This window comes from Nostoc sp. PCC 7524 (assembly GCF_000316645.1).
Lineage (GTDB): Bacteria > Cyanobacteriota > Cyanobacteriia > Cyanobacteriales > Nostocaceae > Trichormus.
This window is the reverse complement of sequence record NC_019684.1, coordinates 3345484-3360603: the sequence shown is the minus strand read 5'-3', so window position 1 is coordinate 3360603 and position 15120 is coordinate 3345484. Positions and strand designations below refer to the sequence as shown.

The window sequence follows — 15120 nt, the reverse complement described above, 5'->3', positions numbered from 1 at the left end:
CTGGGTAAAAGTTGCTCCCCCTGCTCCCCCTGCCCCTCTGCCCCCTCTGCCCCCCTCCTCCTCTGCTGCCCTCTAAGGAAATGGCCGTAAAAACAACTGGGTAACGTAGTAAGTGTTACCCTCTCGCCAAACACCTACACCTGTTTCCGTAAATACTGGACGCAGAATATTTTCTCGGTGTCCGGGACTTTTCATCCAACCCTCAATGGCGGCTGGTACTGGTCGAGGTACATTCTGACTTTTGAATAAGTTTTCACCTACGGCTGAGTAAATAATACCGTCTCTTAGCACTCTTTCTTGTGGTGTACTACCGTCAGCACCAGTATGGCTAAAAAACTTTTGTTCGGACATCTGACGGCTATATTTACGGGCAACTTGCGCCAATTTCTGATTATCTTTTAGTGGCGAAAGACCATTCTTTTGTCTTACTTGATTAATCCCTCGTCGAATTGCTGCTTCCATTTCGGCAGCCGTGGCAGATTCGGGTGAAACTAAGGGTTCTGGAGGTTGGCTTGTTGGTATTTCAATATTGGGTAGAGGTGGCAATTGTTCGGTAATTTGCTCACACCCAATTGATAATAGGGCGATCGCTACCCATAATAAGCATATTTTTTTAGGCAATTGATTCATTTAAATCAAGAAATAATCCATTGGATAGTTGTTTGCTTACTCTTATTCTAGTTTTCTATAAAAAGGTGACAGCCAAGTGACAATGTAATTAAAAGCATCAGTTTTTATAAAAAGAAAAAGCCATGAATAGCTATTACGAATAGTATCTGTATTTTCTATTAAATTAGAACAATGCCAATTAACAAATCTCACTTTGCATCTGCTTTTGGAACGTGGTTGCAAATTACCCTGTCGGTGTTCTTTCTATTCATGTTAGGTGTGTTACTGTTGCTACCTATTTTAACTATTTTACAAGCCCCTTCATTTATGGTGGGTAATAGTAATCTCTGGTTGTTGCGTTGGCAAAATAGTCCAGATGTGGGTTTTAATATTACTTTTAATCCAGGATTGCTGCTAGCGATCGCATCTTTGCTAGGTGTAATCGTATTGACATTTCGTAGACGTTCCAGTTCAAAATAAATGATGTGTAGCTTCAGAGTTGTTAACCCTGAAATATTGGGGACTTAACCTAGTTTTAATCCTAGAAATCTAATAACTAAATAGCTTCAGTCCAGAGCCGACTAGGAAACCCAACGGAGTTACGATTCATGTCTATGCTACACAAGTTGCACTGGCCGCAAACAGCGATCGCCCTCACCCTCACAACTGGATTGATTGCTGCTACAAGCTTTCCAGCCACAGCATCCTCATTCCGTATCAATCCCTACTTACAGCAACCAGGGAGCGATGGAATGTCTTTTACTTGGTTCACCGAGGAAGATGTACCTGGCATACTCTCAATTACTGGTGCAGGTCTAAGTAATCCCCTCACATTTACCAGTACACCTGCATACCAATCGGTGCTGGCATACACGAATGCCGAAAAGAATCAAAATATTACTGGTTTATCTCCAGGTTCTTGGTTGCTCAGTGATAATAACTATAAACATACCGTAGATGTACGTGGTTTGCTGCCGGGAACGACATATGAATATACGGTAGTTCAGGGATCAAATATTTTTAACTCATCCTTTAAAACTGCTCCCAGTAAGGACGACTGGAGCAGCATCCGCTTTATCGCTATGTCTGACAGTGAAACCGAACCAGCCGGGCGTTCTAGCCGCCGTGAATGGCAACCCGGTGCTTTAGCTCCAGGTTCAGCACCACGTCCCGAACTAAGCGGTAGCCAATGGGCAAGCACTTTCGGCACTTCCGGGTCAGGTGGTTCACAAACCTTGCGTTATGCTGTGACTGAAACTGAAGGCTACAAACGCAACCTGGAAATCGTTAACAGCCGCAACCCTGATTTCCTCATGATGCCCGGTGATTTAGTGCAAGGTGGTGGCTATCAACCCGGTTGGGATGAATTCTTCCGCCACAACGCCGGGGAATTTGGCAGTGGCTTGTCAACCTACCCTATTTTGCCAGCCTTGGGTAACTGGGAGAACTTTGGCGCACTAAACGGTGGTTATGGTACTGATGCTGACGGACGTTTTGGCCCGAAGTTTGGCCGCGATAAGTATCATGTTTACTTCGATGCACCCGACAACGGTACACCCGAACACCGGGATAATTACTATCGCATCGACTATGGCCCCATCACCATTATTACCCTCGACAGTTCCAACGGTGAACCAGACGATCGCCGCAGTAACTACGGTGGTGTAGGTCAACCACCGAAAATAAGCGGACAAGATTACACAGGTACAGGAACCGACACCCAAGAAAACTATACGCGCGCCCAGTATGAAGCGGCTGGTGGTACAGACTTGGCAGACTTCAACCCTGGTAGTCCTCAATGGAATTGGGCAGAAGCACAATTAGAAGACGCACGAGCCAAGGGTCAAATGATTTTCGTGCAGTTCCATCACGCACCCTACAGCAGTGGTGAACACGGACAACCAATGAACCATACCCTCTCAACAGGACAGGGTGGTACACCAATGCGCCAATATCAGAGTATGTTTGAGCAATATGGTGTTTTGGCGGTACTATCCGGTCATAGCGAAATGTTCGAGCGTAGCTTTGTTGATGAGAACGGCGACGGCATTGGCGTATATTACTATGATGTGGGTGTAGCGGGTGATGGATTACGTGGCGAAAAACGTAACGGTTCAAGCTTGAATGACCCCCTACTGAAATACAACAGCTTCAGCCAATGGTCAGCTGACCAAAGTGAAGGGGAGTTGTGGCAAGAAATCGCAGGTGCGCTGCAATTAGTCAGTGGTGGTAAACATTATGGACATCTTGAGGTGAATTTAGAGAAACTCAACAGCAACAATGGCAAATACGCCAAAGTGACACTGACACCTGTATATAGCTTCCCCATCCTTGATCAAAACTATAATCTCTTGCGTACTGAGCGCCGTACCTACAGCGATGAGATTACTATGTTTGTAGATACCAATGGGCGGATTGTCCAAGCAGTCCCTGAACCCAGTATCATTTTTGGTTTCTTGATGTTTGGCTTGGGTACTGTGGGACTCAAATCACGTAAAACTAACAGACATAAGCCCTTGGCATAATCAACCAAATTGATCATAATCATTGGTGCGTTAACGTAGCGTAACGCACCCTTGTATATTAAGATTTACTTTATATCCCTCTTCTGTCACCTGTCACCTGTCACCTATCACCTGTCACCTGTCACCTGCTATAAATCAAATATTAAAAATAAAAATATCAATAAATTACCTTTAAACTTGATTGGAATTATATATTAATCACCTTTTTTTGTGCTGGCTGGCATAATAGTAAAAGATGCAAGTACATATATTTCTCAATCTCTAACGCTACAAAAGAATTAGAGATTAAATCTGTAAAAAAGCTGTATAACTAGCTGCAAAATCAGAGGGTTTTCACTGCGTAATTCTGTTGCTCATCATGAATTTACAGTTATTTCGTAGTTAATTTTTCACGTAGGCATTTATGAATCCCATCGACATCAGTAAGCTTCATCTTTGGGTACAAGATAGAGACACAGTGTTGGAATACAGTCATCATATAGACTGGCGATATGGTCAAAAGCCAGACTATACCCATTCTAATGAAAGACTTGCCGCAGAAAGCACCCGCAATCATCCTGAAAATTCCCTAGAAAGATTAGTCCAAAATTTAGTGCGGACTTTTGACATTGAGGCGAATTTTAAAACTAATCCGGCTCAGTGGCTTTCTGTTGTCCAAGATAAGTTTCGCATGAGTACCAATGGTGGTTATGGCTACACCATTACAGATTTAATTAGTTCCGGTACTTATAAACTATTAATTGGCAACACCAAACATTACAAAGCCTCTGAGGAAAACTTTGAAACCTCAACTAATCTTTTCCATACTGCATTCCCTGATGGTTTCTTATGGGAAGTTTTGGAAGTTTATTCAACTCCGCCAAATATTGTTTTTAAATGGCGACATTGGGGAGATTTTAATGGTGCATATAAAGACTATGCACCCACAGGTGAAACTATTGAAATCATCGGCACAAGTGTTGTTCATGTCAACGATGATTTAAAAATTATTGGGTTGGAACATTATTATGACAATACTAAGTTCCTAGAAAAGCTCACATCTGGTGGTAAATTACCAAACAATGATCAACAACAGCAGTCAGTAGCAGAGACAAAAACTACTCGTTCTATCTGGCAAAGATTATGGGGTTTCATTAGGAAACTCTGGCCTTGGAGAAAAAAACCAACAAATGTAAATTTAGCTGAGAGTCGTTGTCCTTTTGCTGTCATGGTGAGCGGGAAGTAGGGATTATACCAATTCACAACGATGCTCTCGCCCCGCTCCGCTCTAAGCGCAGCTATGCCGTAGGCTTTACGCAATTAAAAAACTTAGATGCAGTAAGGCTTTCAGGGTTTACATCTGTATCAGGTTTTTCGTGAAATGGTATTAGGCATTGGGCGTTAAGTTAATTTATTCTCCCCTGCTCCCCTGCTCCTCTGCTTCCTCTGCTTCTACATAGTCTCTAGCCTCCTTGATGCAAAACATTTTCTAACATGGGTGCTAGTTCTTTAGTTAACCGACCTGATTTGACAAATTCTGCATAAGTATCGGCTTCAATTGTCAATAGTTCTTCGCGAAACTGTTCAGTTGTAAAGTTCTGGAGATTGGGATACTCATTTTGCAATTTGTCAATCTTGGTTTGCATTTGTTCCATTTCCCCTGCAATTAGTTTCTCTTGGTAGCGCACGAATTCTGGCTCAATACCGGGATGTTTTTGTGTTTGAAGATATTGCAGAACTCTTTCTAAGGCCACATTACGAGCAACCATTTCTAAATATTCTTCCCGTAGGGGTGCATCGCCTAGTAAATTGAGCTGTTTAACTAGCGGTTTGATGCTTAGTCCTTGAACAAGTAGGGTAAATAAAACGACTCCAAAGACGATCGCTATAATTTTTTCTCGCCCCGGTAAAATTGTCGGTACACTCAAGGCCAAAGCTATAGATACAGAACCCCTTAAGCCTCCCCACCACAAAATAGTTTGTTCGGGTAGAGAAATTGCTGATTTGGTGATTGTGGTACTCAAGTAGCTAAGAATAAAAATAGCGATCGCTCGCATTAAAATCATTGCTGCTACTGTCACTACAATAGTTTGTAGATTTTCGCCTAAACTCGCAAAGCGAATTTGGTCGCCAATCAGCAAAAAGACAATGGAATTCACGAAAAACGCTAAAAATTCCCAAAACTCGGACACAATAATCCGAGTACGGGGATTCATGCCGATACGTGAGCCAAAGTTACCTAAAATTAAACCTGTGGTGACAACTCCTATCACCCCAGAACCACCCAAATCTTCGGTAATCAGGTAAGTACCGTAAGCTGATACTAAGGTCAGAGATTGTTCAACCATCGGCAAATCAAAGCGTTGGGTAAGGTAGGAAATCCCAAAGCCAATCAAGCCTCCCACCGCTAACCCAATACCTACAACTTGAAAAAATTCCACCGTGATGGGTTGAAATCCTAATTCGGCATTTCCTAAAGGCAAGGCTACCAAAAAACCAAAGGCCACTACTGCCATGCCATCATTAAATAAGCTTTCACCTTCCATGAGGGTGACAAGGCGGTTACTTACCCCTAATTCCCGAAATAAGGCTGTTACAGAAACAGGATCAGTAGCTGAAAGACTTGCACCGATGAGTAAAGCTGTGGTGATAGATAATCCCGCCAGTTGATTAAGTCCAATGGCTACCCCAGCAATGGAAATTACTACCCCCAACACCGCATACAGACAAATGGGGACAAATTCCTGCTTTAAATCCGACCATTTGAGATTCCATGCGGCTTCAAATAATAGAGGGGGTAAAAAAATGAACAGAATTAAGGCTGGGGAAAGAGTGACTAAACGCACATCAACCAACGCCAAACCTAACCCCACAATTACCAGCAGTAATGTATAGGGGATCTGGCGAAACCAAGTAAATATCTGCGGTAGGGTTGCCACCCCTAAAGATACCGACAGCACTAAAAGAAACTGTTTGAGATTAGAGGCGATCGCTTCCTCTCCCATTGCTGATTCAATTACCATAAGGAAATTCCTGGTAGAATTTTGCACTTCTTAATCATCTGAACATTTTTCCCAGATTGACGCAAAATCACATGAGTTATATCATAGCCACCTCTTCGGTTGCTCTGAGGGGGTAGAAGTTGTAGGCAATCCTGGTAAGATAGTGGCGATCGTGTTTCTCCCAGGGTAGCTGCTCGCCTAAAATTCAGTCTTAGAATACAACGACAATAAACCTTAGAATTACCCCGCTCCCGTGGTAAAACAAAATGAGTTTTTCCAAAAAGCCCTTGCAGCACTCACAAGTCAATAGCGTAGAACTTGGGCAATTTATCACAATTAATCAAGAAGCCTTTGCTGAGTTACTGACTTTTATCGATTTTGCAGAAAAGTTTACACTTGGTTTTGTGGAAGTTAACTTTCTCCCAGATGTAGACTTATTAATTGCAGCGTTGCAAAAAAACTCAGAATGTAAAGATATTCAATTTTTTATCCTCAATTGTTCAGATGCTAATCTGCGATTTTTGCGAGATGAAATTGTGCAAAGATTAGCTGAAATTGAGGTGGAAAGCAATAAAAAATTAGTCTTGATGATCAGAGGTTTAGAAAATGCTATTGGTGTTTTCGCTGAATATCCCCCAGTTTTGCAAGACTTAAATTTTGTACGGGATGCTTATAAAAGTACCGTACCTCATCCCATATTATTTATTCTGCCAGACTATGCCATCACGCGCCTAGCTAAATTTGCTCCTGATTTTTGGGCTTGGCGTTCAGGAATATTTTGCTTGAAAACACCAACAAAAACTATAGAAAACGCGATTAATCAAATTCAAAACAGCGAGGCTGTAGATAGATGAGAACCGCCAGAAAAGCAAGAACGGATAGATTCATCTGCAAGATTTACAGATTACGTTTGAGTTTAATGATGAGTATGGTTTCTGACTTTTCACGTTATGTGGAAAAGCTAACGTGAAATCACACAGAATCGGATATGGAATATGTTGGTTCAACATAACTTGTAGTTGGGTATTTTTTAATTAATTCCTTGACTTGTGCGGCTACTAAAGGGTGTGAATCTTTTTGCAAAATTGGTAAAAGTTCACAGAGGACGCGGTGGGACACTACACTTAAATAAGCGATCGCTGCTTCGCGCACAAAGCCTGTAGGATGACGTAAAGCTAACAAGATTTCGTGAATTGTCAGGCGAATCCGATTAATTTGAGCAAAATGTAAACAGCAAGCCAAACACCAATCGGAGAGAAAATTTCCCAAGGTAAGCATTCGGCGGAGTCGATCACCGTCTGATAATTCTTGATATTCGATTAATCCGGCGGTAATCAGATAATTTAGTTTTTCTTGGTGCGATCGCTTATCTAAAATATTCAACAACAGACTTTTAGTTGGTAAATTCACCGTATGTTCTAAAATTTCTAACCCTCGTGCTAAATTTGCCCCTGATTCAGACCTTAAGTTAAAAGCCGCCGCTTGCATTTTTTCTGGGGAATACAGTAGCCGCAACAGTAGTAATAATCTCTCTCTAATATCCCATTCCATTTCTTTTAAAGCTCGTTGCAGCAACTCATAAACAACCAAAGTTCGCTGATTATTGAGATAGATATCTAAAGTTTTCTGTGGTTGTAAATCTAGGTAAGCAGCATAAATTTCACCTAAAAATCGCAGTTCCTGCTCAATTAAATTTTCTACCCGACTGTGCTGAAACCGATCTACTAAATTAGTAATTTCGGATTGTTTTTGAATTTTTAATATGCTCCGAAGAATATGATATCTGGTTGCACTACAAGAAGATTCCAAATGTAACCATAAAGTTTCTACTGCTTCTGAAGTCGAGATTTGCGCTATTGTCCGCCAAGCATACATTCGCAATACTTCTGGTTTGTAAGCATCGGTAGCCAATTGCAGCAGCATATCTAAAGCTTCATTTTCCATTTTAATTAAGGCACGCATCGCCGTTGCACGGGTGGATTTATAGTAGAGTGCCTTCAGCAATGCCGGATAATATTCTTCCATGCGAGTTGCCGCAATCATTTCTAAGACAGCGCAGCGTACCCGTAACGATTCATCCTGCAACAAATTGGGTATGTGAATCCGCAACGCCTGTAAATAAACAGCTTCTCTTAAAGCTTTCACAGCATTCATCCGTTCTATTTCTTGTTTATTGATCAGCATCAGGCGCAGAGTTTTGGTTGCTGCTAACTTTTGCATGGCTGTTCCCTGATGTAGCAACAAAGCCGCCGCAGTAGCACGGATGAGGGAATGGTTTCGTAACTGTAAATATTCTTCTAGCAGGCTGAGATTGGGATTAGCTTCCGATAGCCAAACGTAACGCAAGGCTAAAGCAAAAACTTCTGGATTCACAGCACCGGGAGGACGTTCTAAGAACCACCGCACTTCCGATACATATTCTGCATTAGCACCTGCTGTCAACATCACTTCTAAACTGTGACGCTGTAAATCTGGAGTTAACTTAAATAGTAATCCTGCTAAAATTTCTGCTGCCCCTTGGGGATCAATTTGGGCTAACAGTTCAATACAAGAGTGTTTATCGGCGGCGCTACCTTTTTCTTCTAAAGCTTTGACTACCCCGTGTTTAAAGGCACGTAAACCCACTTTAGCAGCACTCAATTCACCGCGTTCAGCACTTAAGACTAGCAAATCAACATAACGCGATCGCAATACCAAAACAACTTTGAAGCAGGCAGCCGCTACAATCATTGTCTCCCCAATAAAGACCCATTTTTGCCAGGTAGCAGAGACAAACTGCCCGCAAAATAATAATGTCATCAGAATTACTACCCCAGCCAAACCTGTAGCGATCGCTTCGGCTGTTCCTCCTGATAATGCTTGCATCCGGCTGCGAATGCGTTCAGGGATCGGTTGATATAATACCGGGCCACTACTGACAACGAAAGTATAACGTAGGAGTTCGTCAGCAAATTTCAGCCCTACCAACCCCCAGAAAAAAGCCAAAGATTGGATTCCAGGTAACAAATTGAGGATAGCAATCAATCCAGGGACAACCAAGCCTACAGCCACAGGTAAGAGGGCAGCACTAAAAAATACCCCAAAGCGTTCGATGAGTCGGCTAGAGAAAAACCACTGAGTGGTTAACTCACACAGTCCGATAATGCCACCAAATAAACCCAAAAAACTGGCTAGTTCTTTGTCACCTAAATTGAGCTTTAATTCTTGCAGATATTGGAAATCGATTAATAAACCAATCACCTGCAAAAGACCGACAAAGGCAAATAATTGTAATGTATACCGTTTCAGTGGTGCTTCAATGCGACGGTGGCGAGAAGCTTGTTCTTGGGGAATGATGCGTTGCGGTGCATCGGGAAAAGCGGCTCGATACTGATAACTGAGATAGGCCAGAATTGCCGAACCCAAGATAATCACACCACAGGCGATGATAATCACCCGATTGAGTCTGGCGAATTGCAACAACCAAGGCAAACTAAAGCCACTAATCACATCAGCCACTAATAAACCACTGCTTACCAGTGGGTAAGTGCGCTTAATTTCGCGAATATTAAATAGTTGGTTAGCAACAATAGAGGTGTTGAGATCATTTACCACATACAGGGAATCCACCCACAACCGCAGCAAGAACACCACAATCACTGAAAAGAAAGCAACCTGTACACCCCAGCGTAATAATACTAAAGCAACTAACGGCATCACCATACAAGGTGCGATCGCCACCACCACCCAGCGCAACGGAAAAATCTTTTGCAACCAAGAATATAAAAAAACCAGTGCTACACCCATAGCAGCACTAGCTATATACATCCACGGTAGTGGCCCAGCCCCATATTCATCTAAAAACAATGCAACTGTACTGTCTTCCGCCCATCGCAACCCTACCGATACCGTGGTGTAAAAGGCAAACATCATCCAAGTCCGTTCGCCTTCCTCTGGCCGTAGATTCACCCACTTAAGCAGTTGTGTTAGCCAGCCCTGATTTGCAGCCAACGAGTGATTTTTCGATTCCATGTTTATTTTCTGGTGTCATCACCGGATTTAGGAGAAATGGGAGTAGGGAGTAGGGAGTGGTGAGTGGCGAGTGGGGGAGTGAGGGGAGATGAGGGAGTGGGGGGAGATGGGGGAGAACTTATACTTAATCCTCCTCATCCTCCTCATCCCCCTCATCCTCCTCATCCCCCTCATCCTCCTCATCCCTTCACCCTCAATCTCTCCTAAAAATGGCAAAAGCCCTGAACAACTGAGTATTATGTTTCCCACTCAGCGTTCAGGACTATCAGTTTTTAATCAAATTCAACGACTATCAAGTCATTGTCATATTTTTAGTGGTGGATTAATGGCACACTATTTTTTAGGCGATATCAACATCATCATGTTTCGCCCTTCTTTTTTAGGTGCTTGCTGTACTTCACCGAATGGCTCCAAATCAGTTGCCATACGCTTGAGCAAAGTTTCTGCTAGATCACTGTGTTGAATTTCTCGACCCCGGAACATAACAGTCGCTTTGACTTTATCTCCATCCTTCAAGAAGCGTTCTGCTTGCTTAACACGCACGTTATAGTCGTGTTCTTCGATTTTGTAGCGCATCTTGACTTCTTTGACATCAGCTGTATGCTGCTTCTTCCTGGCTTCCCGCGCTTTTTTCTCTTGTTCAAACTTGTATTTCCCGTAGTCCATAATCCGACAAACTGGCGGGTCAGCCTTGTCACTGAGCAGCACTAGATCCAGCTCCTTTTCTTCTGCTAGTTGCAGTGCTTCCTGGGGAGCCATGATTCCTAGCTGGGAGCCGTCAGTGTCAATAACTCGAATTTTCGGGAAGCGAATTCTTTCGTTAATTTGGGGCAGATCGCGAGTTCTTTTTTTCTCAATCACAGGCATTATGATTTGTGGGAGCTCTTTTTTAAGAAGTTAGTTTGGACTTGATGTACTTGGACTTGATTTTTGTGCATCATAGGCACAACACTAAAATAACTGAGGACTTCATTAAGAGTCTATAGTTTTGGTTTAGTTAGTCCACAGAGTAATTAGTTATCTCTGTATTTGTTATTCTACTCATTCTGAGAGAATTTCTCTCCCATAGTTAATTTAAATCACATAACCTAGAGAAGAATTAATTATTGTAACAATTATTTTCTCATTTGCTCATAGTCAATAGTCCATAGTTAATAGCGGCTTTCCTGACCAAAACAGGGTGTAGGGTGCAGGGTGTGGGGTGTGGGGGAAGAAGAGAAAACTATATTATTTTTACACCCTGCCCCGAAACCAATAGGGTAAAAGCCCCCACCAAAATCTCTGATTTGGTGGTCTAAAATCAGTGCTGGGATCAAGCACCCACTGATTTCCCCTACACCCTACCCCCCATACCCCACACCCTTCTTTTTGACTTTGTAAGATAGAAGTTATGAGAGTTGCAACAAGGAATCGGAGGCAAGTGTGACCACTACGGTACATTGGCAGCAAAGAGTGGGTAATCAAAGAGACTGGGTGTGGCGTGGTTGGCAAACCCGTTACACTTACATTCGCCCTAGCCAAAATTCCCAGAAAACAATACCTCTGATTCTACTCCACGGATTTGGAGCTTCTATTGGGCATTGGCGACATAATTTAGAAGTTTTAGGGGAGTATCATACAGTCTATGCCCTGGATATGCTGGGTTTTGGTGGTTCGGAAAAAGCTCCAGCTAACTATAGTATAGAGTTGTGGGTAGAGCAGGTGTATGATTTCTGGCAAACTTTTATTCGCCAACCAGTGGTACTTGTAGGTAATTCCAATGGTTCTCTAGTTTCTTTGGCCGCCGCCGCCGCCCATCCAGAAATGGTACAGGGGATAGTCATGATGAGTCTACCCGACCCATCGCTGGAGGAAGAGGCGATTCCACCTTTTTTGCGCCCTGTTGTCAGGACAATCAAAAATCTAGTGGCTTCGCCATTGTTGTTAAAGCCTGTGTTTCATTTTGTGCGTCGGCCTAGTGTGCTACGGCGTTGGGCTGGGTTGGCTTACGCTCACCCCGAAGCAATCACCGATGAACTGATCGAGATTTTGGCTAGCCCTCCCCAAGATAGGGGTGCTGTCCGTGCTTTTAGTGCCTTGTTTAAAGCTGCGATCGGGATTAATTTCAGTCCTAGTGTGAAAGCACTGTTACCAACCATAACAATTCCCATGTTGTTAATTTGGGGGCAGAAAGACCGCTTTGTTCCTCCCATGTTGGCTAATCAATTTGCTCAATACAACGAGAAATTGCAATTGCTCAACTTAGAAGATGTAGGCCATTGTCCTCATGACGAATGTCCAGAACAGGTGAACCAAGCAATTTTAGATTGGATTAACAAATGTCTTGAAAATTCCTAACAGTGCTTATCTACTAGGAGAGCCAAACATTTGGACTGTTTAGCCAATATTGACTTGATTAGTGTCAACTGCGGCAGTACCATGTACAGAACGCGCTACCGAAATCATTTTGTTCAGAATTTCTTGGTTAGGAACTTTACCCTTTAACACTACAGTGCTGCCAGTCTGAGCTACCCAGAGAGAATTCATATCATCTAGTTGGGGGTCTTGATCAAATGCTAATGCTACCCGCTTGGCTAAACCACTTTGGTCATATTCGCCATTCAATCCTAAACGCTCTGGTGGAATTGATTGAGTAGCAGTAGATGCAGTAGAGGTAGCAGGAGCTTGTGTAACTTGCGGAGTAGGATTTACTTGGGCATTTTGAGGTTTTTCCATGCCAAACAATCTTTTCAACCAACTCATATATGTTCTCCTGATTTAAGGTTGACAACGTTCCCAGGATAAAATTTTGCTAAATCATCCACATCTGCCGATCAAAAGATATTTACCTTAGTTAGCTTCTGCTTGCAGAATGATTTGGACATAACTTTTTGCTGGAGAGTATGAAGAGTGCGAGTATTAAGTTTAAAATAAAATACACGATTTATAATTAATTAACCTAGTAAACAGTACGTGTAAGGCAGCTGTTAGCTAACATTTGCTTTAGCAAGATGCTGTCTTAGCCTGTGTTGGCAAAGATGAAACATACCCTTTCAGTTCTCGTAGAAGATGAAGCCGGGGTTCTATCCCGCATTGCTAGTTTATTTGCTCGTCGTGGCTTTAATATAGAAAGCCTTGCGGTTGGTGCAGCTGAACAGGGAGGAGTTTCCCGAATAACGATGGTTGTACATGGTGACGATCGCGTGATCGAGCAATTGACTAAGCAACTATACAAGCTGGTCAACGTTCTCAAGGTGCAGGATATCACAGAAACTCCCTGCGTAGAGCGAGAATTGATGCTGTTGAAGGTGAATGCTACTAGCAGTAACCGTTCAGAAGTGATCGAACTAGCTCAAATTTTTCGGGCGCGGGTGGTAGATGTGGCAGAAGACTCGCTCACTTTGGAAGTTGTAGGTGATCCTGGTAAGATGGTGGCGATCGTCCAGGTGCTACAAAAATTTGGGCTGAGGGAAATCGCTCGCACTGGTAAAATTTCTCTAACTCGTGAGTCTGGTGTCAATACTGAATTGCTCAAATCTTTGGAAGCAAAAGTTTCGTAAGCTTGAGCTAAAATTAACTCTGAAATTAATTACTGAGGCAGCGAATCTAGTAAAAATCCTTACTAATTTTGCTGCCTTTTGATCCTATTGCTACTAAGCGCATTCATAGTATCAGGTGAACGCTAGCTTAAAATTTCATTCCACTCGGATAGACAAAGGGGTTGTGCTTCAATCTCGACATCAAAACAATCCCTAGCCGCAGCAATTAAAGCTGTCATAATCTTGTCTAAACTCAAACTTTGCGGTATTTGCACAGCCTGAAAGGATTCTGCACCAAATACTTGAACAAATAATTCTGCATCTGGCTGCAAACGCATCGAACCATGTTGCAAAATTGCACCGCCTCGTCTTAATTGGGCGCTACCAATTAATTTAGCACCATCTGTTAATACTAAATCTGCACCTGTAGCTGTGCCGAAGCAGTTGGGGTTATGAATGTAGCCGCGTCCGGCTGTACCATAGTCTAAGTGAATATTGAGCGATCGCCATCCAGTAATCAAAAATTCACAAATCCTTTGATAATTCTCTAGACGATTGCCAGTTAATCCCGAAGTGACAACAGTATAAGTCAAATCTCCTTGGTGCAACACTGCCCTACCACCTGTAGGACGACGGACTAAATCTAATATTTGATTTTTCCAAGTGAGATGTTCCCAATGTTGGGGATATTGTCTTTGATGATAACCAAGGGAAATAGCGGGTGGCGACCAAGTATAAAATCGTAGAGTTGAAGGTTGCTGTCCTGATAGATGCTGTGCTAACAACCATCGGTCAATTGCCATCTGCACACTACCAGACGCTTCTAAAAAAGGAATTAGTCGCCAAACCTGCTTGTTACCCATTCAGAATTGTGAATTATCTAAGCTGCACCAAATTCAGATTGTAAGGCTTCATCGTTGTCATCTGCGATCGTTGCCACAATGGTAATTAGTCGGGAAACTTCCCCAGGCGATAATTCTGCTAAAGTGCGTGTAGAGATGACTACTACTCGGTTCTCAATAATACCAAAACGAGCTTCAAAGGTGCTAGAGCAATTCATTTCCAACAGGTGACGCATTAACTTTGGTTCATCTTTAGCCGGTAGCTGGAGAACCGCAGACCAAACGGTGATGGTATCTTCATCCGTTGTCCCTGTCAACTGGACGAATACTTCCACACTGCCATATTTAAACTTCCACAGATAACCACCTTCTGCGGGATGGCTTACCATTGCGGTGTCATCTTGTTCTAGGGAGTCGATGACATTTTCAATCACTTCCACATGGTTAATGCCGGTTGTCTCAACCATTTCATCTAAAGATTCTGGGTTAATTAGGGTTTCTTTGTAGCCTGTCATACAGATTTTTCTCTCAATATATTCGCTGTTTTATCTACACAATACTTTATAGCCTGTAAGCAAAATTAGGTTGAGTTCCTTAAGTAATAGTCTGGGGATTGGGGACAGGTGACAGGTGA

Annotated in this window: 13 protein-coding genes; 6 read left to right on the top strand and 7 right to left on the bottom strand. The window is 42.7% G+C overall.

What is annotated here, in order from left to right:
• Positions 1-72: 72 nt before the first annotated feature.
• Positions 73-630 carry a CAP domain-containing protein gene (locus NOS7524_RS13465; protein ID WP_015139026.1) on the bottom strand — a complete coding sequence of 186 codons (558 nt, stop codon included), beginning with the start codon at positions 628-630 and terminating at the stop codon, positions 73-75.
• Positions 631-801: 171 nt separating this feature from the next.
• Here NOS7524_RS13465 and NOS7524_RS13460 point away from each other — a divergent pair, with 171 nt between their 5' ends.
• The 3 genes from NOS7524_RS13460 (at position 802) to NOS7524_RS13450 (ending at position 4359) form a co-directional block, all read left to right on the top strand.
• A complete protein-coding gene (locus NOS7524_RS13460; RefSeq protein ID WP_015139025.1) occupies positions 802-1089 on the top strand; it encodes a hypothetical protein in 288 nt (95 codons plus the stop codon).
• Between the two features lie 128 nt (positions 1090-1217).
• Complete coding sequence (locus NOS7524_RS13455) at positions 1218-3134, top strand: fibronectin type III domain-containing protein (protein ID WP_015139024.1); 1917 nt, start codon at positions 1218-1220, stop codon at positions 3132-3134.
• A 403-nt stretch (positions 3135-3537) separates the two neighbouring features.
• Positions 3538-4359: an ester cyclase gene (locus tag NOS7524_RS13450; protein ID WP_015139023.1), complete on the top strand. Its 822-nt coding sequence runs from the start codon at positions 3538-3540 to the stop codon at positions 4357-4359.
• Between the two features lie 217 nt (positions 4360-4576).
• Here NOS7524_RS13450 and NOS7524_RS13445 read toward each other — a convergent pair whose 3' ends face one another.
• A complete protein-coding gene (locus NOS7524_RS13445) occupies positions 4577-6136 on the bottom strand; it encodes a cation:proton antiporter (RefSeq protein ID WP_015139022.1) in 1560 nt (519 codons plus the stop codon).
• Positions 6137-6381: 245 nt separating this feature from the next.
• Here NOS7524_RS13445 and NOS7524_RS13440 point away from each other — a divergent pair, with 245 nt between their 5' ends.
• Positions 6382-6969, top strand: coding sequence for a hypothetical protein (locus NOS7524_RS13440; RefSeq protein WP_015139021.1), 588 nt, complete (start codon positions 6382-6384; stop codon positions 6967-6969).
• Between the two features lie 118 nt (positions 6970-7087).
• On the opposite strand, the gene NOS7524_RS13435 is transcribed toward NOS7524_RS13440, so the two are convergent.
• Positions 7088-10126 (bottom strand): hypothetical protein, encoded by a 3039-nt coding sequence (locus tag NOS7524_RS13435; protein ID WP_015139020.1) that lies wholly within the window; start codon positions 10124-10126, stop codon positions 7088-7090.
• A 333-nt stretch (positions 10127-10459) separates the two neighbouring features.
• The gene (gene infC / locus NOS7524_RS13430; RefSeq protein WP_015139018.1) at positions 10460-10993 is read right to left on the bottom strand and encodes a translation initiation factor IF-3; all 534 of its coding nucleotides are present in this window, start codon (positions 10991-10993) and stop codon (positions 10460-10462) included.
• 555 nt (positions 10994-11548) lie between these two features.
• Between infC and NOS7524_RS13425 the strand changes: the two genes are divergently transcribed.
• A complete protein-coding gene (locus NOS7524_RS13425; RefSeq protein ID WP_015139017.1) occupies positions 11549-12463 on the top strand; it encodes an alpha/beta fold hydrolase in 915 nt (304 codons plus the stop codon).
• A gap of 39 nt (positions 12464-12502) precedes the next feature.
• Here the strand turns inward: NOS7524_RS13425 and NOS7524_RS13420 are convergent, their stop codons facing one another.
• On the bottom strand, positions 12503-12868 hold the full coding sequence (locus NOS7524_RS13420) for a BON domain-containing protein (protein WP_015139016.1): 366 nt from the start codon (positions 12866-12868) through the stop codon (positions 12503-12505).
• 275 nt (positions 12869-13143) lie between these two features.
• Between NOS7524_RS13420 and ilvN the strand changes: the two genes are divergently transcribed.
• On the top strand, positions 13144-13665 hold the full coding sequence (gene ilvN / locus NOS7524_RS13415) for an acetolactate synthase small subunit (protein ID WP_015139015.1): 522 nt from the start codon (positions 13144-13146) through the stop codon (positions 13663-13665).
• A gap of 122 nt (positions 13666-13787) precedes the next feature.
• Here the strand turns inward: ilvN and NOS7524_RS13410 are convergent, their stop codons facing one another.
• A complete protein-coding gene (locus NOS7524_RS13410) occupies positions 13788-14507 on the bottom strand; it encodes a lipoate--protein ligase family protein (RefSeq protein WP_015139014.1) in 720 nt (239 codons plus the stop codon).
• Positions 14508-14524: 17 nt separating this feature from the next.
• The gene (locus NOS7524_RS13405; protein WP_015139013.1) at positions 14525-15001 is read right to left on the bottom strand and encodes a YbjN domain-containing protein; all 477 of its coding nucleotides are present in this window, start codon (positions 14999-15001) and stop codon (positions 14525-14527) included.
• Positions 15002-15120: the final 119 nt, after the last annotated feature.